This is a genomic window from Paenarthrobacter sp. A20 (assembly GCF_024168825.1).
Classification (GTDB): Bacteria; Actinomycetota; Actinomycetes; order Actinomycetales; family Micrococcaceae; genus Arthrobacter.
The window spans coordinates 1,652,824-1,674,724 of the sequence record NZ_JALJWH010000001.1; the positions used below are offsets into that span (position 1 = coordinate 1,652,824).

The window sequence follows — 21,901 nt, forward strand, 5'->3', positions numbered from 1 at the left end:
GGCACCGAACGCCCTCGCGTTGGCCGTAACTGGCGCCAGGGCGCTGCATCCAGGGAGAAAAACTCGCGTAGCATCAAGGAAAACCGGTCAGTCGCTGCGCCGGTCAACACTGTAGCTAGGGGGCGTATTGCGCGCAACGGTCAAGGACGTGGCGCGCCGTGCAGGGGTTTCGCCCAAAACGGTCTCGAACGTGATGAACGGTGTGGTCCCTGTCAGCGCTCCTACCCGGCTCCGGGTTGAACAGGCCATGGCGGAACTGGATTACGTACCCAATCTTTCTGCGCGCGGACTGCGGAATGGCCGCTCCGGGGTTATTGCCCTCGCTTTGCCGGACCTGGCAACACCGTACTCGGCGGAGGTGGCCCACCATATTGTGGAGGTGGCCCATGAGCAGGGCTGGATTGTCCAGATTGAGGAAACGGGCTCGGACCCGCGCCGCGAGCAGGAACTGATGACCCGGGCCCGCTCCAACCTGATCGACGGATTGATCCTCAATCCCGTGGTGTTGGATGAGAGTGCGGTCAAGGTTGGAGTGGCCCTGCCTCCTGTGGTTCTTTTGGGCGAGGTGACGCAGCAGCTGGCCGATCGGGTCTTTGTGAACAGCCTGACGGCGGCCCGGGACATGACGCTGGCGCTGGCCAAGCCCGGGCGTCGGCGCATTGCGGTCCTTGGAACAACCCAGGGGCGAGGATCTGCGGCGGCCATCCAGCGTACCCAAGGGTATGAAGCCGCTTTGGACATCCTGAGTATTCCGCGGGATGAGTCGCTGCTGATTCCTTGCGAAAAGTGGACGCCCGAAACCGCCGCCAAAGCCCTGGAGGCTTATCTGGAGACGCATCCTGTCCCAGAGGCTCTCTTCTGTTTCACCGACTCCATGGCGATTGGTGCCCTGAGCGTGCTCTGGAAGAGGGGTTTGCGGATCCCTGAGGAAATCGCGGTGGCGGGTTTCGATGATATTGCCGATGGCCGCTACGCCGTCCCTTCCCTGACGACCGTCTCCTTTGACAAGCGAACCATTGCCAGCGAAGCCCTGCGTCTCCTCACGGAGCGCATGGGCGACCGGGGCCAGGGCCAGCGCCTCGTTGAAATCGAGTACAGCATTGTGGAGCGGGACAGCAGCAAGGCCTGAAACGAGAGCCGGTCACCAAATTGTGTGCGCTAACAATTTTCTCTTGCCCAGTCTATTACATCGATGTAATGTGAGACCTGCGTCACCCCCGGGCCACCTATTACCGAGTGTGGGGACGCGCCGGAGCCGGATCTTGAGCAACACAGCAGTGACCTTTCAGCGGACCCATCCAAAGGAGTGACGGGTGAAGCAGTTTGAATCTTTGACCGGGAAACAGTTGTCCCGGAGACAGTTATTGACAGGTTCCGCCCTTCTTGGCGGGGGGCTCCTGGCAACCGGCCTCAGCGGTTGTGGAGGGGCCGCCCAGGCTGCGGCCGTCCAGGACATTGGGTTCTGGCACCTCCTCTCCGGCGGTGACGGCATCAAAATGCAGGCCATGATCAACGCGGCCAACCAGGCCAATCCCGGTTTCAAGGTGCACCCCACGGTGCTTGCCTGGGGGCCTCCGTATTACACCAAATTGGCCATGGCATCGGCAGGAGGCCGCCCACCGGAGGTGGCCATCATGCACGCCAGCCGGGTGCCCGGTTATGCGCCGGGCGGACTCATCGATCCGTGGGACCTGGACCTTCTTGCCGAGAACGGGGTGACGGCATCCGACTTCGCTCCCAGAATCTGGGAGAAGAGCCAGCATGGCGGCAAGGTCTTCTCCATCGCCTTGGACTCACACCCGTTCGTGATGTTCTACAACACAGATGTTGCAGGCAAAGCGGGCGTCCTGGGCAGCAACGGGCAGCTTCAGGAGGTGAGCTCTCCGGACGAGTTCAAAGCCATGGCCTTGGAAATGCAGAAAGTGACCAAGGCCCACGGCCTGTCCTTCGGCTACCTGGGCAGTGGGTCGCAGATGTGGCGCCTGTTCTACACCCTCTACAAGCAGCATGGCGTGGACATGGAACTGACGCCGGGCCAGCCTATGAAGGTGGACCGGGACGCGGCCATTGAGTCGCTGGAATTCATGGCTTCACTGTTTGACGACACCATCGCAGCCCAGGCCGGAGACATCAGCACCGGCATCGCCGAGTTCGCCCGCGGCGGCTCGGGAATGTTGTTCAGCGGTGTCTGGGAACTTCCCACCATGAAGAAAGCCGGCATCCCCGTTGACGCCGCCACCATTCCCACGCTGTACGGGACGCCGGCCTCCTACGCCGACTCGCACTCGTTCGTCCTGCCGCGCCAACTCAACGTCAACGAGGACAAGCGCAGGGATGTCTACAAGTTTGTCACCGACGTCCTGAAGGGATCGCTGTCCTGGGCAGAAGCCGGACACATTCCCGGGTACCAGCCTGTGGTCCAGTCGCAGGCGTACCGCGAACTCACCCCGCAGATTCACTACGCCAACGCGGCGGACATCATTGCCTACGATCCCGAAGCCTGGTTCAGCGGCTCCGGCTCGGACTGGCAGACCTACTTCGCCGAGAACGTCCAGAACGTGCTCCTGGGAAGGGACAAGGCATCGGCAGGATGGGATGCCTTCGAACAACGCACCAACACCCTCCTCTCCCGTCCCAACCCGGTCTGACCGGCCCACGCACCGAGCGACAAAGGAGTCCTTTCATGAGTACCTCTACGCTGTCCCGGCCGAGGCCGGAGACCCTGCGCAAACCCGGGAGCCGATCCCGCAGCAACGTGAGCGGATGGGCGTTCGCCACCCCGTTCCTGGTGTTCTTCCTCGTTTTCCTCGTCTGGCCCATCCTCTACGGCTTCTACATGAGCCTCACGGGCAAGTCCCTGACCGGGGCCAATGACAGCCTGATCGGTTTCGCCAACTACGCCGAGGCATTGGCCGACGCAGATATGTGGCGGTCCCTGGGCAACACCCTCTACTTCACGGTGATCAGCACCGTACCCCTGGTCCTCGTGGCCCTGGTCATGGCCGCATTGCTCAACGTGGGGCTTCCTGCCCAGTGGCTGTGGCGGCTCTCCTACTTTGCACCGTACCTGCTGGCCTCCACGGTGGTTTCACTGTTCTTCACCTGGATGTACAACCCGCAGCTTGGCCTGATCAACGAGTTCCTGACGGGAATCGGTCTCCCCAGGGTTGCCTGGCTGAACGATCCGAACGTGGCCATGTGGGCCATTGTGATCGCCACACTTTGGTGGACTGTGGGCTTCAACTTCCTGCTCTACCTGGCCGCCATGCAAAACATCCCGGCCCAGCACTATGAAGCGGCATCGCTGGACGGCGCCGGAGCCTGGCGCCAGTTCTTCTCCATTACGCTGCCGCAGCTCACCCCCACCACCGTGATGATTGTGCTCCTCCAGATCCTGGCGTCACTGAAGATTTTCGATCAGGTGTACCAAATGACCGCAGGCGGGCCGGCAGGATCCACCCGCCCCGTGGTGCAGTACATCTTTGAAACCGGGTTCACCGGCTACCGGCTGGGCTACTCCGCAGCCATCTCCTACATCTTCTTCGGACTGATCGTGGTTGTTTCTGTCATGCAGTTCGTCATCACCCGCCGCAGGAGCGCATAACCATGGCAACCCCTACCCTGACCCGTCCCGCCCCCAGCACCACCACCGGTAACAGCCCCAAGATCCGCCAACCCCGCAAGAAACTGACGGTGGGCAGGATCGCGGCCATCGTGGTCGCCGCCTTTATTGCCGTACTGTGGCTGATCCCGTTCGCGTGGGCCACCGCCACCGCTTTCAAGACCGAGACGGATGCCGCAGCTCCGGACGTCACCTGGCTGCCGCCGTCGGGCTTCACTCCTGAAGCGTTCGTCAAGGTGTTCCAAGACGGCAACATCCCGCTCTGGACATGGAACTCGCTCTACACCTCGGCGGCCATCACGGCCATCACCCTGGTGATCTCGGCACTGGTGGCATATGCACTGTCGCGGATCGATTTCAGGGGGAAGAAGGTGCTGATGACCGTGATCATCGCGTCCATCATCATCCCGCCGCCCGTGCTGATCATCCCGCTGTTTTACCAAATGCTGGCGCTGAACCTGATAGATACCTCGTGGGCCATCATCCTGCCGCAGGTCATCCACCCCGCGATGGTGTTCGTGCTGAAGAAGTTCTTCGACCAAATCCCGCGCGAGCTCGAAGAAGCGGCCGTGATGGACGGCGCCAGCCGCTTGCGCATCTTCACCCAAATCATCCTGCCGTTGTCCCGGCCCATCCTGGCCGCCGTCGCGATCTTCGTTTTCATCGGCGCGTGGAACAACTTCCTGTGGCCGTTCATCGCCACCAACGACGGCAACCTGCTGACCCTCCCAGTCGGCTTGCAGACCATCAAGAGCGCCTACGGCATCCAGTACGCGCAGAACATGGCGTCCGCCCTGCTTGCAGCGCTGCCGCTGATCGTCGTCTTCCTGTTCTTCCAACGCCAGATCATCAAGGGCGTCGCGACGACGGGACTCGCCGGCACCTGACCGGCACCCGGCGCCCACCACCAGTTTCAGAACCCAACAGTTTTCAACACAACAGTTTCAGATCACAACCAAGGAGATACATGTCCCGCGCACGCATCACCCTCGACCGCGACTTCACCATTGGCGAGGTACCCCGACGACTCTTCGGCTCCTTCGTGGAGCACATGGGCCGCTGCGTCTACACCGGCATCTATGAGCCCGGGCACCCCGAGGCTGACGAAAACGGCTTCCGCCAGGACGTCATGAAGCTGGTCAAGGAACTCGGCGCCACCGTCATCCGCTACCCCGGTGGCAACTTCGTCTCGGGCTACAACTGGGAAGACGGGATCGGCCCGAAGGAAAACAGGCCGCGCAGGCTCGACGGTGCCTGGCACACCGTGGAGACCAACGCCTTTGGCCTGCACGAGTTTGTGGACTGGTCCAAGCAGGCCGGTACGGAAATCATGGAAGCCATCAACCTTGGCACCAGGGGAGTGGATGCTGCCCGCGAGATCGTGGAGTACGCCAACCACCCCGGCGGAACTTACCTGTCCGACCTCCGCGCCAAAAACGGCCACAAGGACCCGTTCAACATCAAGCTCTGGTGCCTCGGCAACGAGTTGGACGGGCCGTGGCAGATCGGCCACAAGACCGCCGACGAGTATGGCCGGCTGGCACAGGAAGCCGCCAAAGCCATGCGGTTCGTGGACCCCTCGCTTGAACTGGTGGCCTGCGGCAGTTCCAGCTCCAGCATGCCCACCTTTGGTTCGTGGGAGCAGACCGTCCTCACCCACACCTACGACGAAGTGGACTACGTATCCCTCCACGCCTACTACCAGGAACATGAAGGTGACGTGGGCAGCTTCCTTGCCTCCGCCGTCGATACTGACTATTTCATTGAGTCAGTGGTGGCCACCGCGGACGCCGTGCGCGCCAAGGGCAAGCACAAGAAGCACATCAACCTGTCCTTCGACGAGTGGAACGTTTGGTACCAGCGCGGCCTGGACACCGAGGACCAGCCGCACAATGTGGCCAAGGCAGGCTGGCGGGAACACCCGCGCGTTATTGAGGACAAGTACAACGTCACCGACGCCGTTGTGGTGGGTACCCTGCTCAATTCGCTGCTCCGCCACGGCGACCGCGTGAAGATCGCCAACCAGGCCCAGTTGGTCAACGTCATTGCGCCGATCCTCTCGGAAGAGAACGGGCCGGCGTGGAAGCAGACCATTTTCCACCCGTTCGCACGCATGGCCGAGCTCGCCAAGGGCCAGATCCTGCGGCTCTCGGTGGACTCGGACAAGTACTCGAATGCGCGGTTTGGCGACACGGACCTGGTGGACGTGAGTGCGACGTGGAACGAGGAGACGGGCCGCGTGGCACTCTTCTTCGCGAACCGTGGGCTGGAAGAAGCCGCCGACGTCGAGGTAGCTTTGCGCGGTTTCGACGCCCGACAGGTGCTCCGCGCCGAGGTCCTTGAAATCCCCGAGGGCGGCGACCGCTTGACCGTCAACACCCAGGATCAGCCGCGCCGTGTGGGCCTGACGGCGCTGGAAGGTGTGAAGGCGACTGGCTCGGAGCTACGCCTGACGCTGCCCGCCTTGTCGTGGGCCGTCGTCGAGCTTGACGTGGTGAAGGGCTAGCCGCCCACCCGACTGAGTAACAGCAAACGTCGCTATGAGCACTCATAGCGACGTTTGCTGTCACCTGGTTGGGTTAACGCACGACGGCGGTTGGCTGGCTAGATTGCGCAGCCGTCAGGGCCGCAGGCCTCGGCGTCGGAGGCGCCCACCGGGATCAGGGGGTTGGCTTCCTGCCAGGCCTGGTTCAGGGCTTGGCTGAAGAGGTCCGCGGGCTGGGCCCCGGAGATGCCGTACTTGCGGTCGATGACGAAGAACGGGACGCCGGTGACGCCAATGGCGCGGGCCTCATTGATGTCCTGGTTGACCTCTTCCGCGTATTTGTCCGAGGTGAACAGTTCTGCAACTTCGTTGGCGGGCAGACCGAGGGCGGCACCGAGCTCCGTGAGGTACTCCTGGTTGCCGATGTCCTTGCCGTGCTCAAAGTGGTCGCTGAGCAACTGCTCCTTGGCGGCGTCCTGGCTTCCGTGGGCAGCGGCGAGATGGATGAGGCGATGGGCGGTGAAGCTGTTGGCCACCACCACCTTGTCGAAGTGGTAATCCAGGCCCTCGCCCTTGGCCGTCTCGGTGACGTGGGCGAACATCTGCTTGACCTGCTCCGGAGCCATGCCCTTGCGGTTGCTCAGGTAGTCCAGCTCCGTCCCGTCGTAGTGCTCCGGAACGGAAGGGTCCAGCTGATAGCTCTTCCACTCGATGTCAACGGAGTCGCGGTGCGGGAACTGTGCCAGGGCGGTCTCGAAACGGCGCTTGCCGATGTAGCACCACGGGCACGCGACGTCTGACCAGATCTCAATCTTCATGCTGTTGGCAACCCTGTAGGCCGGCCGGGCATTCCTTGCACTGCTGTTATTTTGCTCACCCATTGTTGTTACCACCGAAGCCCAATACTCTTGAAAAGGGTTATGAAGCCAGCCCTTGGACTGGGGGTTTTGCGCGGAGGCTCCAGCATGCGCATCGGACTCATTGTTGGCCCTTGGTTTACCGTGCCGCCGGAAAAGTACGGCGGAACGGAACGTGTTGTGGACGCCCTCGCCTGCGCGTTGATGACAGCCGGACACCAAGTTCTGTTAGCCACAACATCGGACAGTACCTGTCCTGTGCCCAGGGTCCCCGACCTCGGAGAGTCAGAACCCGGGGAGCTGGGGACCAGCGAATCGGAACTGAACCACGTCATCAAGGCCTACGCCGGAATGCACCACGTGGACATCATTCACGACCACACGTTGGCCGGCCCTCTCTACGCTCACCGTCCACCGGGGATACCTGTAGTGACTACCATCCATGGGCCCCTCACCGGCCGGACGGCCGGGCTGTACCGTGACATGGCGCGGAACACCGCCATTGTGGCCATATCCCATGACCAGTGCAGCGGAGTCCCCGACCTCCCCATCTCGGCTGTCATCCACCACGGCATTGACCTCTCCCAAGTATCTGCGGGTGAAGGAAAGGGTGGCTACGCGTGCTTCGTGGGCCGGATGTGCCCGGACAAGGGGCTCCTGGAAGCCGTGCACATTTCCCGGAAAGCCGGCGTCCCGCTCCGCATTGCTGCCAAGATGCACACCCCGGCCGAGAGGGAGTTCCATGACCAGGTGGTGCTACCACTGTTAGGACCCAATGAGGAGTTCCTGGGCGAACTTTCAGACCCGGAGAAATATGAGCTCATGGGAGACGCCTTGGTCCTGCTGAACCCCATCCAATGGCCCGAACCCTTCGGCTTGGTGATGATTGAGGCGCTGGCCACCGGAACACCTGTACTTTCCACCCCCAGGGGGGCCGCTCCGGAAATCCTGACCCACGGACTCAACGGCTTCCTCGCCCCGTCCAATGAGCTGGCCAATTACATGGAAGCCGTGGCCGGGATCAGCCGGGCAGCGTGCCGCCGCACTGTGGAAGAGCGCTTCACTGCTGCCCGCATGGCGGCAGACCATCTGGAACTCTACGCCCGCGTCTTGGCCCCCGTGGAGGAAGCTGTTCGCCCTTGACCGCCTGGAACGCCGATCCGGACGCTGGTACCTCGGAATTCGGTCTCGTGCGGTACGGCTTCGTGAAGGAAGCCAGCCGGGTTGCGAGCGGACTGTTCGACGCCGCCGAGCACTTTAGCGGTCAACTTCCGGAGCTTTTTCCGGCGCCCTTGCAATTAGCCCGCATCCTGCTGCGGTCCTACCCAGATTTCACCCGAAACGTCCTGCATTTGGCACCCATCCTGCCTGATTCCTTCGGCACCTTCACCGCGGACAACGACTTGCTGGGGCGCTCGATGATCACCATCCAGGCGTCCGGCTCCTCAGGGAACGTGACCGGGCACCCTCTGGGCTGGAGTTGAGGTCCGATCCAAGGCCGCCCTTGACAGGGGAGATGTTCGGTTAGTTTCTAGAGGGTGCCGCGGCGGCCGTACCTCTCACTAGATTCGGTGGTGTCCTTCGCAGCGGTTGTGGTGCCGGGCCGCAGCTCAAATTGCGGGGCTTCCGGGATTTTGGGCGATCGGCCGGCATCGGCGATGTAGGCGGCGGCCAGCCCGCCGAGTTCCACAAGCGGAAGGGTGACGGTGGTGAGGCCGAAGACCGCCCCGCCTCTGGTACCTCCGATGCCGGCCACCGAAACATCATCCGGAATGCGGTAGCCGGAGGTCCACAGGCCGGCCAAAACACCCACGGCGATCTCGTCATTGGCGCATACGATCGCTTCGGGCAGTTCTCCCGCGGCGATCAGGTGCGCCACTGCCTCCCGCCCGGATTCCTGGCGCATGCCGGCGTTCCCCAACACCATGGGAAGGGCTCGGGCTTCGAACATCGCACGGCGATATCCGATGACGCGCTGTTCCACGGCTGTCAGCCCCGGCATACCGCCGACAAATGCAATCCTCCGATGGCCCAGGGAGAGCATATAGCGGGTCAATTCGTAGGACGCGGCATGGTTGTCGATGACGATTTTGGTGGAATCGAATCCGCGTGGAGCCAGCGCCACCACCCTGGTTCCGGCCCTGACAGCAAGATTGACCTCCCGCGCCAGTTCAGCCGTTCCAGGGGAGCCCTCGATGTCGCTGCCGCAGAACACGATCCCGGAGGCCTGATGCTCCCGGAGAACGCGGAACTTGGTTCGTTCTTGTTCAGGGTCCCTGTTCGCATTGGCCAGGATGGTGACGAATCCAGCCTTGGCGGCTTCTATTTCGATGCCCCGGGTCAACTCGGCGAAGTAGGGATCCAGGATGTCGCTGGCAATGACCCCGATGATCTTGCTGCGCTGCTGCTTCAAGGCCTGGGCGGCGGCGCTTGGTGTGTAGCCCAGCGTCTGGGCAGCGGATTGGACACTCTCGCGAATGTCCCGGGACACCGGATGGGCTGAGCCATTGAGCACGCGCGAGGCTGTAGCCACGGAGACGGCGGCAAGCTCGGCTACTTCCCGCAATGTGGCCATGTTTCCCAGACTCCTTCGGTGGATTCAACCGTCCAAGCCTAACTGCCACCGGGATGGTTCCCTGGTCGCGGCACGAAGTGCTTGACAGGTGCGTCAGTACACCCTTAGCGTAATGGTAAACCTTTGCCACTGCGATGTATGCCTTTACGGATATAGTGGCAAACGTTATCCGTTAGAACTCAAAGGAGAGATGCAATGACCGACCTTACAAAACCCTTCGACCTGATCGTGGTTGGTGCGGGCGCGGCTGGATTGGCGGCCGCCAACCGTGCGGTGGACCTCGGGGGACGGGTGCTGCTCCTGGAGAAGGGCGGGGCACCTGGTGGTTCTGCCGCACTGTCGGCGGGGATTCTTTGGACCGCCCCAAATCTTGACGTCCTTCGGAGCATCCAACCGGACGGGGATCCTGTTCTTGGACCGTTGGTGGTTGAAGGCTACGACCAAGCGGTGCAGGATGTCCGTGAAGCCGGTGTAACTGTCAGCGATGAATGGCTGGACCATCTGGAATGGGGCCGTGCCTGCAAGATCGACATCAAAGAGCTGATTTCCAAATGGTCGGCAAAAATTGAAGCCACCGGTGGCGGGCTCCTGACGGGCGTGAACGATATTGAACTCATCATTGAGGACGGTGCTGTGGCCGGTGCCTCGTTTGAGTTTGGTGGGGAACGTATCGCCGTCCTCAGTGGGGCAGTTCTCCTGGCCACAGGCGGATTCCAGGGCGATCCTGAGCTGAAACAGAAGTTCATTGGCAATGGCGCCGATGATATTGCTGTCCGAAGCAATCCCCACTCGGTGGGCGACGGATTCCGCTTGGGAGCTGCCGCCGGAGGTGCCGCCAGCCGTCACCTTTCAGGTTTCTATGGGCACACGTTGCCCAGCCCCTTGCCTGTATCTCCGGAAGTGTTCTTGCGGCTGACCTTGTACTTCTCCGCCTACGGCGTCATGGTAAACCGGCTGGGACGGCGGTTCACCGACGAGTCTCTGGGCGATGAGGTCTCCAACCAGGCAGTTGTCCGTGAACCGGGACGCCGTGGTGTTCTGATATGGGATGACGAAGTTCAGCAGACGCGGGCGCTTGCCGTACCGTATCCCAGCGGCATGGCCCTCGACCGGCATGCTGAGGCCTCCCAGTTGGGAGCGCGCACCGCCGAAACTGCCACTCTTGAGGAACTGGTGGAAGTGGTGGCCGGCTGGGGTGTTGACCGTGCGGGCCTAGTGGAGACCTTGGAGAACTACCAGCGTGCATCCAATGGCGAATCAGTCAGCCTGGACGCACCGCTTCCCAAGCGTCCAAGCCCGCTCAAGAAGGGCCCGTTCCGCGCCGTGGAATTCCAGCCCTGCATCACCATCCCGTTCGGCGGACTGAGGGTGAACGGTGACAGCCAGGTTCTGGACCGCGACAATCGTCCTGTCACCGGGCTGTTCGCCGCCGGAGCAGACGCGGGTGGGGCCCAGGACCTCCGTTATGTGGGAGGCATCGTGTTTGGTTTCGTCTTCGGCCGGCGCGCAGCAGATGCGGCCATGCGCACTGTCCGTGCCTCGGACAAACTGGTTGCAGTCTCATGATCACCTCGACAGTGGGCTGCAGGGTAGCGTGGGAAGGACCCGGACAACTCGACTTCGAAGACAGCGCGTGGCCGGCGCCGGGTCCGGATCAGGTGGTGATTCGTGTCGAAAGTGTTGGAGTCTGCGGCACTGACCTCAGCATCTGGCGGGGCGACCATGACGGTCTCCGGAAAGGCTCTGTTCTGGGGCACGAATTCGGCGGCACGATTGTGGACGTCGGGGCCAACGTGGAGTTCAGGTCCGTTGGACAAAAGACAGCTGTAGACCCCAACCTGACGTGCGGAAAGTGCCAGGACTGCCGTGCGGGCTCCCGTGGCCTTTGCAGCGAGCGCAAACTTATGGGACGGGACGTCGACGGCGGGCTGCAGAGCTTTGTGGCGGTGGATGCCGCTCAAACAATCCTTGTTCCCGGGGAACCGGATTCCCGTGCGCTGGCGCTTGTCGAACCGATCGCTGTGGGAGTCCACGCATGTGCACGGGCCGAAGTAAGGTTTGGCAGTCACCTTGGCATCATCGGTGGAGGCGCGATCGGAATGGCCTGCGCCCTTCAGGCCCGCAGCCTGGGCGCCGCGAGCATCACGGTGGTGGAGCCTGACCCCCAGCGCAGGGAAGCCATCGAGGCCTTCGGCGTGAGCGCCTTGGCTCCCGGTGACGTTCCCGGACAGCGCTGGAACGTTGCGATCGACACTGTCGGCAGTGCCGCCACCATCAGTGCCGTGATGGACCTGATGGTGCCGGGCTCCACGATTTGCGTGGCAGGCCTTGCCACCGGCGGAACGCTGCCTGCCGCCGGTGACCTGGTACGCCGCGAGCTCACCATCACCGGAACGTTCTGCTACACCACTGCCAATCTCCACACAGCTGCAGCGCTCGTGGCACTTCACGGGCTCAACGCCCTTCCGCATGACCTCATTCAAGGTCTCCGCAATGCCCCCCAGGCAATCGAAGACTTCGCCCAAGGCCGTCTTGGCCGCGGCAAAACCCTCATCATCCCCTAGCCCAACAGGGCAATTACCAAAGACGACTGAATCTGCAATGAAGGAGAAATCAGTGAAAACCTCCCTGCAAGACACCGCGGTGCTTCCACCGCATGCCAAGAACAGCCCTCGGCGGGCAGCTGTCGCCAGCATGGCCGGCGGAACGCTGGAGTACTACGACAACTACATCTACGCTCTGGCAGCAGCCCTCGTTTTCGGGAAGATCTTCTTCCCGGAGGCAGGAGGCGTGGCGACGTTGGCTGCGCTGGCCACCTTCGCGGTCTCTTACGTTGCCCGCCCCCTGGGTGCAGTGCTCTTGGGACACTTTGGCGACCGGATCGGCCGGAAGAAGGTGCTGGTCTTCATCCTGATCCTCATGGGAACGTCCACCTTCCTGGTCGGCTGCCTGCCCGGCTACGCGCAGATTGGCGTGTGGGCGCCCACCCTGCTGATCACGTTGCGGATTCTCCAGGGAATTTCCGTGGGCGGCGAGACCGCTGCCGCCACAGTATTGACCATTGAAGTTTCTCCTGAAGGCCGCCGCGGCTTCTTCACGAGTTGGGCTCCTAACGGCATCGTGGCCGGTTTCGTTCTGGCAACACTTGTCTTCGTACCCATTTCGGCTCTGCCTGAAGCCCAACTCCTCAGCTGGGGCTGGCGGATCCCGTTCTTCCTGAGTGCCTTCGTCACCATTGCCGGATTCGTGATCCGGGCAAAACTCACCGAACCAGAGGCATTCGTGGAAGCCCAGGCTGAGCACGCGCTGGTCAAAGTGCCGGTTGTGGAGGTGTTCCGGTCCCACTGGGGTGCCATTATCCGCGTGACGTTCTGCTCACTCGCCTTCGCCATCGACACCGTGATCAAAGTCTTCGCCCTCTCCTTCGCCACCAGCGTGTACGACATCCCGCGGAGCACCATGTTGTGGGTCCTCATCGTCAGCCACATCTGCGCACTGGTGACGCAGCCCTTGCTCGCTGCCCTTTCCGATCGAGTAGGCCGCAAGCCGGTCTTCATCGCCGGAAATCTGGGCTGTGCCGTGATGATCTTCGCCTACTTCGCCGCGATTCAGTCGGGCAACGTCCCCCTGCTGTTCCTCACGGGGTTCCTCTCGGTCTCCTTCGCTTACGCGGCCATCAATGCCACGTATCCGTCATTCTTCGCGGAGATGTTCAACCTGAAGGTCCGCCAGACGGGAATGGCCCTGGGCCTGCAGATCGGATTGATCGCTGCGGGCTTCGCCCCCACGATCTACACCGCGCTGACGGCCGGAAACCCGACTGACTGGCTGCCAGTGGCAGTGATCTCCGCCGTCATCTCCCTTCTCGCTGTAGCCGGCGCCCTCACGGCAAAAGAAACGTCCAAAATCCCGTTGGATCAACTCGGATCTCCCATCTCAAACCAGTCCCAGCCCACCCCCATCCGTTCAGGAGAACAGTCATGAACCAACCTTTCCGCGTAGGAATTGTGGGCTGCGGCAACATCGCCGACAACCACTTCCAGTCCTACTCCGCAATCTCCAACGTCCACGTCGTGGGCGTCTGCGATGTGGATCTTGGCCGCGCCCAGGATTTCGCTGCAGAACGTGGCATTGCCGGAGCGGTCCAGTCCGTTCGTGAACTCATTGAGTTGGGGATCGAAGCACTCAGCGTCTGCACGCCGCACCCCACCCACGAGGCAGTAGTGACTGAAGCAGCAGCCGCAGGCGTTCACATTCTGTGTGAAAAGCCGGTGGCGACGGACGTAGCGTCAGCCCAACGAATGGTGGCTGCCGCTGAGCGCCACGACGTTACTTTCGGCGTCGTATTCCAGCGTAGGTTCTGGCCTGGGGCCCTGGCTTTGCGCGCTGCCATCGACGACGGCCGGCTCGGGCAGCCGATGCTCGGCCACTGCCAAGTACTCCTGCATCGCGGGACCGATTACTACAACGCTGCCGCGTGGCGCGGTACATGGGCGGCCGACGGCGGTGGAGTGCTGATGACCCAGGCCATCCACTACATAGACCTGTTGCAATGGTTCATGGGAGATCCAGTGGAGGTCAGCGCTAAGGCCGGCACGTTCGTCCATGGGGAGTCCATCGAAGTAGAAGACACGGCGGCGGCACTTATTACCTTCGCCTCCGGTGCGATAGCGACCCTTAGCGCCACAGTGGCGGCATCGCCCAATCTGGGAAGCCGGATCGTGGTGACAGGAAGCCGCGGTGCCACCGTCAACGTCTCTGAATACCCGGAAGGCTCCGACGCCATCAACGACTTGTGGGCTGTCCGGGGTGAAGAACGAGCCATCGACGTGTTCCAGGACGGACTTACGGGGGACATTCCCGTGGCAGAAGTGAATGCCAAGCTCCTCCCTTTGCACAAACTCCAGGTGGCTGACTTCGTCGATGCCGTGAGGAGTGGCCGCGCACCCTGCGTGAGCGGGCGGGAAGCGATGAAATCACTGCAGATCGTCGCAGCGGTCTACGAGTCTGCCCGGACGGGACTGCCGGTTCGGATCGGCAAGGGATCCACGGAAGCGCAGGCCTTCCCCCATTTGAACCAAGTGGTGGCTTCACGATGAGGACCAATGTAGAGCTCAGCCTGAACCAAGCCACGACGCGCCCATACCCCCTGATTGAAACAGCAGAGGCTGCCATGCGAGCGGGCATCCGACACATCGGCCTCTGGATTGAGCCGGTGGAAGAGCTCGGCCTGGCCCGGACCCGCCGGTTGCTCAGCGACACCGGCCTTTCCGTCAGTTCGGTCTGCCGTGTGGGTTTCCTCGCCGACAAAGAGGGAGCCGAATTACGGGCGGCCATGGATGGCGTCAAACGGGCACTTGAGCTCTCATCCGAGGTGGGCAGTCCAATGCTGACGCTCATTGCTGGAGGGTTGCCGCTGCACGATCCGTGTATCCGCAGCGCCGAAAACCGGCTTCGCGGCCTGCTGGAGGAACTTGAGCCACACGCACGTGCAGCGGGAGTGCGCTTGGCACTGGAACCCCTGCATCCGTTGTTCGTTCAGAGCAGGAGCGTCGTCACGACGATTTCCCAGGCGCTCCGTGTAGTCGAGGATTTTCCGGTTGAAAGTGTGGGAATCCTCATCGACGCCTACGCAACGTTCTGGGATCCGAATTTCGACGACGACGTCCTCGCCGCAGGCAATAGGATCGCCGGTTACCAGGTCAGCGATTTCACGCTTCCCTTGCCCGTTCCGGAAAACATGAACGGAAGGCTGTTTCCTGGAGACGGATCCCTCGACCTTGGTGCCCTCACCTCATCCGTCCGCCGTTCAGGCTATACGGGACCCATCGAGGTGGAAATCTTCAACGAAGACATCTGGCGGTTGCCGCTGCAAACCATAGTGGATCGCACCGTGGACAGCTTTAGCCGCCACGTCGCAGAACCCGTCAACGCTAGGGAACGCCAAACAGTATGAAAACCCTGAACTTGACGGGTACAGGACTTCGATGCCTCATAGTGGGAGCGGCTTCCGGCATAGGGGAGGCAACTGCGCGGAGGCTTGGCAGCAACGGTCACCGAGTCATCGGCGCGGACCTTCCATCGTCGCGGTGGCCTGTTTCGGGTAGTACCTATAGCCAACTGGACATGGATATTACGGACAATCAGTCGGTACAGGCCGTGGTTGCGGAAGTGGTGGCCCGCTTGGGTGGCCTGGATGTGGTTGTTAACACGGCAGGCATCCTTGGCAAGATTCAGCCGTCCTCTGAAGAGTCCGTCGAAGAGTTCGATCTGCTTTTGCGGGTCAACCTCACCGGGGCGTTCGCGCTCTCCAAAGCCGTGCTTCCGGTTATGGCGGAGAACGGCTTCGGGCGGCTCATCCACTTCTCCTCCACAGCAGGCAAGGAAGGCGTTCCGGGGATGACAGGTTATTCAGCGAGCAAAGCCGGCATCACTGGCTTGGTGAAAGCGCTGGCCAAGGAGTACGCCGCCGCGGGCATAACGATCAACGCCATCGCACCTGGCAAGATCGATACGCCGTTGCTCAACGGAGAGGCGCCGACAGCCGAAGACCTGCAGAAAATACCCATGCGTCGCCTGGGGACAGCTGAGGAGGCAGCAGCCCTGGTGGAGTTCATCGCTTCACGTGAGGCCTCGTACACCACGGGCTTTGTGTTCGATCTCTCCGGCGGCCGCGCCGTTTACTAGGAGCCCGTTTTCCAGGATTCGGTCAGAGCTCGTATTCCATCACGAAGTCGTGCTCCACGGTGTTTCCCAGGGTGAAGGACTTGGTGCCGATCCGTTGGAAGCCGCTCTTCTCATAGAAACGGATTGCCTTCGCGTTCTCGCTGTTCACCCCGAGCCACACCCCGGCAGCGCCCTTGTCTGCGGAATGGGCCAACGACGCCTGGATGAGACGTGACGCGGCGCCCTTGCCATGGTATTCCGGGTGCACGTAGCACTTGCTCAATTCGGTGGAAGGGAGCGAGGACAGCACAGAGGCGACATCCGGGTCGCTGGCCGGCTTGGCAACCAAGAGCGTGTACCCGTTCAGCTGCCCGTCGTCGTCGAGCACCAGGATGGTGATGTTCGCGTCGGCGAGGTAGTCCTTGAACTTGGCCTCACTGAGCGTCTTTTCGATGTGGGCCTGGATATCGGCCGGCGAGGAGCCCGGCGGGCAGGCTAGCGGGAAGGTGATGGCGGCAAGCTCAGCCAGCTTCCCGGCGTCGTGCGTTGTTGCGGTGCGGATGGTTTCAGTCACGTGGTCCCCCCCGGGAGTTTTTGTACAGGTAATGCCCCTAAGAACGAATCTTAAGGGCATTAGCTGTACGAAAACTCCTAGTCCACCGTGGGGGTGGCCCTGAAGGCGTTGGTAGTCCTGTCCGCGAGTACTTGCCGTTCACTGCCCGAATCGAGGATGGTGTTGCGTGTTGATTCGGGGTCAACCAGGACAGCCGTCACGGAAAGGGCATCAGCAGCGTCTGTTGTCAGCAGGGCGTCCACCTGACCTTCGAAGCAATCGTCGCTGGTGGTGGCATGCACGTTCATTGCAACGACGTGGTTGTTGGACACGAAGTTCCCTGTACCTTCGCGCAACCGGATGATGACCGGCGTCGCGCCTTCGGGACGGATACTCCCCGAATCGATGATCTGGGAAAAGTGGTTGCCGATCACGGAGTTGTTGTTGCCGCTGACACTCAGGACTCCGTGGAGGTCATCCAGCCCGTTGTCGATCCCCAGGAAGGGTGTCCAGGGCTCGTGGTCACGGAGGAAGTGGTTGGTGGCCACGAGGTTTTCCGAGCTGTTCCCGTCGAGGACGACCATGCCCGCGTAGAAGGAGTGCAGGCGGTTGTTGGTGACGCTCGAACGGGTTACGCCGTTGAAGTGGACGCTGCTCGCTCCTCGGGGAAAGATGTTGTTGGCAGTGACAAGGAGCCCGCCGTGGTTTTCCGCGTAGATGGAATGACCCTTGAAACCGGCTCCGATCAGGTTGTCGGTGATCTTGGACGCCTGTCCCCAGCCACGCAGCTCGATGCAGCTTCCGCATTCCGCGATGAAGTTGTTATGGATGGACAGGGCGTCCGCGTTGTGGATGGTCAGGGCGTGTTCAAGGTAGATAAAACCCATCTCGTTGACGCGGAAGGAATCGTTGGCACTTGAGACTTGGATGCCGGTCTTCCCATTCACATAGCTGTTTTCCGCGGGTAGCTCCGAGCCGTCCGGAGCGAAGTGGAGCCCATCGATGCAGAAGTTGGCGAACTCCACCGAACTGATCCGGGGACTGCCCGCACGTTCAACCCGGAAGGCAGCTCCCTTGGCCGGGTCAGCCTTGGACGGGTCAGTGCCCCCGCCAGCCGGGAGCAGGTCCACCAGGACGCGGCTCCCTCCCGGCCACAGTTCGTGCAGATCGGGCCATTCGTCTTCGGGGACGTTGAATCGGATGCTTGAGGAGGTGAACCCGTGGCCCGAGCCCTGGATCCTCAGGAAGCTGATGTCTATCAAAACCTGGGTGCGCAGGCGGTAGTCACCCGGCGGCAGGTAGATCACCGCTCCCGGCTTTCCGCCGTCGTTGACGTCTGAGGCGTTCTGCCGTTCCTTGATGTCAGCGATGATGCTGTTGATGACCTCGCCGACGTCCTCGGACGGATTGCCGATGGGCCAGTTGGTCACGTCGTAGTAGTTCTTGCTGGACATGGCTTGAGTTCCCTTGATGTGTATGCGGTGGGTTGTTTGGGCGTGGTCAGAGGGCAGGTTGGTGTTCAACCACGTCAGCCAGCAGTTCGTCCGACGTCGGTGGGTTGGCGCCCGCGCGCCGCACTGTGATGGCCGCGGCCTTGGTGGCCCTTCGTCCCAACGATTCCAGAGCCTCTTGCCGTAAGCCGACCGCCCCGGTCAGGAGAAGCCCGTAGATCAGGGCGGACATGTACGAGTCACCGGCGCCAATGGTGTCCACCACGGTGGACTTCAAGGAGGGAACCAACAGCCGGGCGCCGGGGGTTGAAAGCATGGATCCTTCGGAGCCCTTGGTGACCACAACAAGCCCGGCCCCAAGGTCCAATATGCGCTGTGAAGTGTCCTCAAGCGACCAGCCCGGGTAGAGCCACCGTGCGTCCTCGTCGCTGAGTTTGACCACCTCGATCAGGGGGATGAGGTCCTCGAAAATGGTCTTTGCCTCGGTCTGGCTGCCCAGCAGGGCAGGGCGGACGTTGGGATCGTAGGTGACTACGCATCGCTGATGCACCTGCTCCAGGAGTTGTCGTACCGCGGATGCTCCAGGCTCCAGGAAGGTGGCGATTGATCCCGTGTGCAGGATTTTTGGCACGCTCACGGGGGCAATGGCGGGAAGCTCCCATTGGATGTCGAAGTCGTAGTGGGCTGAACCGTCCGACGCCAGGGTGGCGGTGGCCGTAGCAGTCCGGCCGGGCCTCCCGGCAGCGGTCAGGAGTTCGACGCCGGCGCTCGCCAAGTGCCGCTCGATGGCAGCACCGTGGTGGTCATCTCCGATGGACGTCAACAGGGCGGTTGATACGTTGAGCCGCCCGAGCCCGTAGGCAACGTTGGCGGGGGATCCTCCCGGGTGCTCAACGGTGCCCCGTGACGAAACGACGATGTCGATCAGAGCTTCACCGACAACTACGACGTCGGCGCCCGAGCCCTGTCGGGTTGCTTGAACGTTGTTCATTCCTGCTTCTCCTTATACGTGTGACGAGACCGTAAGCTTCAGAACCGTTGCTGTGCCGCCCTCGGCGGTCAGCCAGTTCTCCTGGCTCCCGGCGTCCGGGAAAACGAGGTCGGTCAGGACCACCTTGCCGTCCTGGGCAAAGACTTCCACTGAGCTCTGGTCCACCACGATGAGCAGCTTGAGGATGCCGTCCTCCAAGGCAGCGGGCGCTGATTCGGCTGACGCGAACTTTTCGTGGAACGTGGTGTCTCCTGACCGGGTGCGGTCAAGGGTGATGCGGCCGTTGCTTGTGGTGTAGCTCAGTACAGTGCCCTGGCTCCCGTCGGCCCTCGCGAGAAGCCGCAGATCAACGCGCTCGGCGGTTCCCGGCACGATGTCAGCCTCGATCACTTGAGCGGTATCCGGCCTTGCATCCGGCAACCGGAAGGCGTTGGCGCCCAGCGTGAAGCTGCCGGACTTGGCCAGCTCTTGTTTCAGATCTCCCAGGATGGGCCGCTGGACCAGTCGTGTGGCGCCGTTCAAGGAAACGCCGCTGACGGAATCGCCGTTCACTGAACTCAGTACGACCTCTCGGGCAAGAGTCATGGAGGACCGCCACGGTGCCGTGGGCAACTGGTTGGCGTAGTCCCAGTTATTCATCCAACCCATGATGATCCGCCGGCCATCCGGGGTGTTGCTGAAGGACACGGAAGCGTAGCAATCACGTCCCCAATCCAGCCACATGCAGCGCTGCAGTGCCGCAGCTGCCTCATCCGCGTCTCCGATTGACGAGAGACCGGCAGGAGCCACCAGAGAACCGGCATCCGGGAGGAAATGGACGCCGTCGAAGTGCCCGACGAAATACTGGCCGCCCGAACCTCCCGCCACCGCACCGGGGTTGATGTTGACGATCAGCACCCATCTGATGTTCTGTGGATCCCCGTCCACCGCCAAGGGAAAGAGGTCGGGGCATTCCCACTCACCGGAGTCGGCGTTGGCCGGACCAAAGTGGCTCAGGAAGTCCCAGCGTTTGAGGTCGTCGGAGCGGTAGAAAACCACCTCCTGCTGCTGCGCTTCGACAGCGACCATCACCCAAAAGGAACCTTCCCCGCCGTGGTAACGGAACACTTTGGGATCGCGGAAGTGCTCGGAGTTCCTGGTCACCACAGGGTTCTGATCGTATTTGCGCCATGTCATTCCGCCATTGGTGCTGTACGCCAGGGATTGGGCCTGCGTCCCGCTGTGAAGGGTCCCTGGCTTGAAGGCGCTGGTGTACACAGCCACCAAAGCCGGTGACTCCACGGTGCCAAAACCGGAGGTATTGCCGTGGTCCACCACCACGCTTCCGGAGAAGATGTCCTCCTTCTCATCGCCGGCAATAGCTACAGGATGCTCCGTCCACTGCAGGAGATCCGTTGAGGTGGCGTGGCCCCAGGACATGTTCCCCCAGACGTTGCCGTAAGGGTTGTTCTGGAAGAAGAGGTGATACAAACCGTCGTGGTAAACCAAGCCATTGGGATCGTTCAGCCAGGTGTCCCTTGCCGTGAAATGGATGGCAGGCCGGAATCGGGGAGTTACGGCCGCGGCTGTTTCCGGGCGTGCGGCATCAAGGCTACTGGACATGTGGTGCGTTCCTTTTGGGACGTTGAAGTGGCTTGTTGGGGTTACCGCGGAGCTGCGACTGATTCGCGGCTGACCAACGGGCAACCCAGGATGGTTGGGTGGAGCGCCATCAAGGACAGATCGTCCTTGCCCTCGATAGCGTCTATGAGGTGTTCAGTGGCCCAGGCACCCATTTCGTAGTGGGGGAGGGCCACGGTGGTCAGCCCGGGGTAGAGGTTGGCCGCGATGAGTTCCTGGTCATCAAAACCAACAACTGAAAGGTCCGCCGGGATGCTGAGGCCCAACTCGGCTGCGGCCCGGTAGGCGCCCATTGCCATGCGGTCGTTGTAGCAGAACAGGGCTGTAGGAATATCGGCGCGGTCATCCCGCGACAGGATCCGTTTGGCCGCCTCATAGCCGCCCTGCACTTCCGAGATCTCGGACTCGACAGGTGCAGCATCGCCGTCGAGCCCTGCTTCGGTGAGCATGGCCCGGAAGGCCTGAAGCCGCTGGCGGGTTGCGGGGACGTCGTCGGTGTTGTTGATGAAGGCTATCCGGGTGTGGCCGGCGTCGAGGAGTGCCCCAACAGCGGCGCGGGCACCTCCGTCCTCGTCCGGGACCACAGCCGTGATGTTACCGCCGATAGCGACGGAGTCCACCAGCACGGACGGGACGCTGCCCAGGTTGTCCGGGAGTTCCACATTGCGGTGGTACATGGTGGCATAAAGGATTCCGTCCACGCGACGTTCCAGGAGGGCCTGGACGTCGGCTTGCCTCGATTCGAGGCTGGCGGAGCCCGGAGTGTTGATGATCATGAGATTGTAGCCCCGGGCCTTGGCGGCCTCATCAGCGCCCAGGATGATCCGGCCGGCGTGGGGAGTGGTGGCGATTTCCTCGCTCACCAACCCCAGCATGCCGGTCCTTTGCGTGCGAAGGGCCTGGGCCAGGCGGTTGGGGCCATAGCCTAGTTCCTCGGCCGCGGTCTTGACTTTGTCCCTGGTTTCGCTGCTGATCCGGGCGTAGGAAACCTCGTTGAGGACATGGGACACCGTGGTGACGGACACGCCGGCGGCGACGGCTACGTCCTTGATACCGATGTTCTTGTTGCTCATCCGACTCC

At 62.0% G+C, this 21,901-nt stretch carries 20 protein-coding genes; 13 read left to right on the forward strand and 7 right to left on the reverse strand.

The annotated features are described in order from the left end of the window. Positions 1-127: 127 nt before the first annotated feature. From J3D46_RS08015 to J3D46_RS08035, 5 genes are all read left to right on the forward strand, one after another. Positions 128-1,129 carry a LacI family DNA-binding transcriptional regulator gene (locus J3D46_RS08015; protein WP_231340526.1) on the forward strand — a complete coding sequence of 334 codons (1,002 nt, stop codon included), beginning with the start codon at positions 128-130 and terminating at the stop codon, positions 1,127-1,129. Positions 1,130-1,313: 184 nt separating this feature from the next. Further along, positions 1,314-2,648, forward strand: a complete 1,335-nt coding sequence (locus J3D46_RS08020) for an extracellular solute-binding protein (protein ID WP_231340527.1) — start codon at positions 1,314-1,316, stop codon at positions 2,646-2,648. Between the two features lie 35 nt (positions 2,649-2,683). Continuing rightward, positions 2,684-3,604: a carbohydrate ABC transporter permease gene (locus tag J3D46_RS08025; protein WP_231340528.1), complete on the forward strand. Its 921-nt coding sequence runs from the start codon at positions 2,684-2,686 to the stop codon at positions 3,602-3,604. 2 nt (positions 3,605-3,606) lie between these two features. Continuing rightward, positions 3,607-4,509 (forward strand): carbohydrate ABC transporter permease, encoded by a 903-nt coding sequence (locus J3D46_RS08030; protein ID WP_253466235.1) that lies wholly within the window; start codon positions 3,607-3,609, stop codon positions 4,507-4,509. A gap of 80 nt (positions 4,510-4,589) precedes the next feature. Beyond that, positions 4,590-6,128 (forward strand): alpha-N-arabinofuranosidase, encoded by a 1,539-nt coding sequence (locus J3D46_RS08035; protein ID WP_231341935.1) that lies wholly within the window; start codon positions 4,590-4,592, stop codon positions 6,126-6,128. Positions 6,129-6,226: 98 nt separating this feature from the next. On the opposite strand, the gene J3D46_RS08040 is transcribed toward J3D46_RS08035, so the two are convergent. Beyond that, complete coding sequence (locus tag J3D46_RS08040) at positions 6,227-6,925, reverse strand: DsbA family oxidoreductase (protein WP_231341936.1); 699 nt, start codon at positions 6,923-6,925, stop codon at positions 6,227-6,229. Between the two features lie 147 nt (positions 6,926-7,072). Between J3D46_RS08040 and J3D46_RS08045 the strand changes: the two genes are divergently transcribed. Together J3D46_RS08045 and J3D46_RS08050 are read left to right on the forward strand one after the other, a co-directional pair. Then, positions 7,073-8,107 (forward strand): glycosyltransferase family 4 protein, encoded by a 1,035-nt coding sequence (locus J3D46_RS08045; protein ID WP_253466239.1) that lies wholly within the window; start codon positions 7,073-7,075, stop codon positions 8,105-8,107. Next, positions 8,104-8,448, forward strand: a complete 345-nt coding sequence (locus tag J3D46_RS08050; protein WP_374110775.1) for a hypothetical protein — start codon at positions 8,104-8,106, stop codon at positions 8,446-8,448. Before J3D46_RS08045 ends, J3D46_RS08050 begins: the two co-directional genes overlap by 4 nt. Before the next feature lie 47 nt (positions 8,449-8,495). On the opposite strand, the gene J3D46_RS08055 is transcribed toward J3D46_RS08050, so the two are convergent. Beyond that, positions 8,496-9,539 carry a LacI family DNA-binding transcriptional regulator gene (locus J3D46_RS08055; RefSeq protein ID WP_231341938.1) on the reverse strand — a complete coding sequence of 348 codons (1,044 nt, stop codon included), beginning with the start codon at positions 9,537-9,539 and terminating at the stop codon, positions 8,496-8,498. Positions 9,540-9,734: 195 nt separating this feature from the next. On the opposite strand from J3D46_RS08055, the gene J3D46_RS08060 reads away from it, so the two are divergent. From J3D46_RS08060 to J3D46_RS08085, 6 genes are read left to right on the forward strand one after another with little or no spacing between them, the layout of a single operon-like run. After that, a complete protein-coding gene (locus J3D46_RS08060) occupies positions 9,735-11,105 on the forward strand; it encodes an FAD-binding protein (RefSeq protein WP_231341939.1) in 1,371 nt (456 codons plus the stop codon). Further along, positions 11,102-12,103, forward strand: a complete 1,002-nt coding sequence (locus J3D46_RS08065; RefSeq protein ID WP_231341940.1) for a zinc-binding dehydrogenase — start codon at positions 11,102-11,104, stop codon at positions 12,101-12,103. Before J3D46_RS08060 ends, J3D46_RS08065 begins: the two co-directional genes overlap by 4 nt. A gap of 52 nt (positions 12,104-12,155) precedes the next feature. Beyond that, the gene (locus J3D46_RS08070) at positions 12,156-13,523 is read left to right on the forward strand and encodes an MFS transporter (RefSeq protein WP_231341941.1); all 1,368 of its coding nucleotides are present in this window, start codon (positions 12,156-12,158) and stop codon (positions 13,521-13,523) included. Then, positions 13,520-14,638, forward strand: coding sequence for a Gfo/Idh/MocA family protein (locus tag J3D46_RS08075; RefSeq protein WP_231341942.1), 1,119 nt, complete (start codon positions 13,520-13,522; stop codon positions 14,636-14,638). The genes J3D46_RS08070 and J3D46_RS08075 overlap by 4 nt, the downstream gene beginning before the upstream one ends. After that, entirely contained in the window at positions 14,635-15,495 is an 861-nt protein-coding gene (locus tag J3D46_RS08080) for a sugar phosphate isomerase/epimerase (protein WP_231341943.1), read from the forward strand. Before J3D46_RS08075 ends, J3D46_RS08080 begins: the two co-directional genes overlap by 4 nt. After that, positions 15,492-16,226, forward strand: a complete 735-nt coding sequence (locus tag J3D46_RS08085) for an SDR family NAD(P)-dependent oxidoreductase (protein ID WP_231341944.1) — start codon at positions 15,492-15,494, stop codon at positions 16,224-16,226. The genes J3D46_RS08080 and J3D46_RS08085 overlap by 4 nt, the downstream gene beginning before the upstream one ends. Before the next feature lie 22 nt (positions 16,227-16,248). Here J3D46_RS08085 and J3D46_RS08090 read toward each other — a convergent pair whose 3' ends face one another. From J3D46_RS08090 to J3D46_RS08110, 5 genes are all read right to left on the reverse strand, one after another. Next, entirely contained in the window at positions 16,249-16,779 is a 531-nt protein-coding gene (locus tag J3D46_RS08090) for a GNAT family N-acetyltransferase (RefSeq protein WP_253466241.1), read from the reverse strand. Between the two features lie 77 nt (positions 16,780-16,856). Further along, positions 16,857-18,212: a NosD domain-containing protein gene (locus J3D46_RS08095; protein ID WP_253466244.1), complete on the reverse strand. Its 1,356-nt coding sequence runs from the start codon at positions 18,210-18,212 to the stop codon at positions 16,857-16,859. A gap of 46 nt (positions 18,213-18,258) precedes the next feature. Continuing rightward, positions 18,259-19,200, reverse strand: a complete 942-nt coding sequence (locus tag J3D46_RS08100; protein ID WP_253466247.1) for a carbohydrate kinase — start codon at positions 19,198-19,200, stop codon at positions 18,259-18,261. Between the two features lie 12 nt (positions 19,201-19,212). Continuing rightward, positions 19,213-20,802 (reverse strand): glycoside hydrolase family 32 protein, encoded by a 1,590-nt coding sequence (locus J3D46_RS08105; protein WP_253466251.1) that lies wholly within the window; start codon positions 20,800-20,802, stop codon positions 19,213-19,215. 41 nt (positions 20,803-20,843) lie between these two features. Next, positions 20,844-21,893, reverse strand: a complete 1,050-nt coding sequence (locus J3D46_RS08110; RefSeq protein ID WP_231341949.1) for a LacI family DNA-binding transcriptional regulator — start codon at positions 21,891-21,893, stop codon at positions 20,844-20,846. Positions 21,894-21,901: the final 8 nt, after the last annotated feature.

What these genes read in the sequence shown, in the direction of transcription:
- J3D46_RS08095 (WP_253466244.1), bottom strand. Translation starts at nt 18,212, where the DNA reads ATGTCCAGCAAGAACTACTACGACGTGACCAACTGGCCCATCGGCAAT.
- J3D46_RS08085 (WP_231341944.1), top strand. Translation starts at nt 15,492, where the DNA reads ATGAAAACCCTGAACTTGACGGGTACAGGACTTCGATGCCTCATAGTG.
- J3D46_RS08065 (WP_231341940.1), top strand. Translation starts at nt 11,102, where the DNA reads ATGATCACCTCGACAGTGGGCTGCAGGGTAGCGTGGGAAGGACCCGGA.
- J3D46_RS08055 (WP_231341938.1), bottom strand. Translation starts at nt 9,539, where the DNA reads ATGGCCACATTGCGGGAAGTAGCCGAGCTTGCCGCCGTCTCCGTGGCT.
- J3D46_RS08100 (WP_253466247.1), bottom strand. Translation starts at nt 19,200, where the DNA reads ATGAACAACGTTCAAGCAACCCGACAGGGCTCGGGCGCCGACGTCGTA.
- J3D46_RS08045 (WP_253466239.1), top strand. Translation starts at nt 7,073, where the DNA reads ATGCGCATCGGACTCATTGTTGGCCCTTGGTTTACCGTGCCGCCGGAA.
- J3D46_RS08080 (WP_231341943.1), top strand. Translation starts at nt 14,635, where the DNA reads ATGAGGACCAATGTAGAGCTCAGCCTGAACCAAGCCACGACGCGCCCA.
- J3D46_RS08110 (WP_231341949.1), bottom strand. Translation starts at nt 21,893, where the DNA reads ATGAGCAACAAGAACATCGGTATCAAGGACGTAGCCGTCGCCGCCGGC.
- J3D46_RS08060 (WP_231341939.1), top strand. Translation starts at nt 9,735, where the DNA reads ATGACCGACCTTACAAAACCCTTCGACCTGATCGTGGTTGGTGCGGGC.
- J3D46_RS08030 (WP_253466235.1), top strand. Translation starts at nt 3,607, where the DNA reads ATGGCAACCCCTACCCTGACCCGTCCCGCCCCCAGCACCACCACCGGT.
- J3D46_RS08075 (WP_231341942.1), top strand. Translation starts at nt 13,520, where the DNA reads ATGAACCAACCTTTCCGCGTAGGAATTGTGGGCTGCGGCAACATCGCC.
- J3D46_RS08040 (WP_231341936.1), bottom strand. Translation starts at nt 6,925, where the DNA reads ATGAAGATTGAGATCTGGTCAGACGTCGCGTGCCCGTGGTGCTACATC.
- J3D46_RS08105 (WP_253466251.1), bottom strand. Translation starts at nt 20,802, where the DNA reads ATGTCCAGTAGCCTTGATGCCGCACGCCCGGAAACAGCCGCGGCCGTA.
- J3D46_RS08035 (WP_231341935.1), top strand. Translation starts at nt 4,590, where the DNA reads ATGTCCCGCGCACGCATCACCCTCGACCGCGACTTCACCATTGGCGAG.
- J3D46_RS08025 (WP_231340528.1), top strand. Translation starts at nt 2,684, where the DNA reads ATGAGTACCTCTACGCTGTCCCGGCCGAGGCCGGAGACCCTGCGCAAA.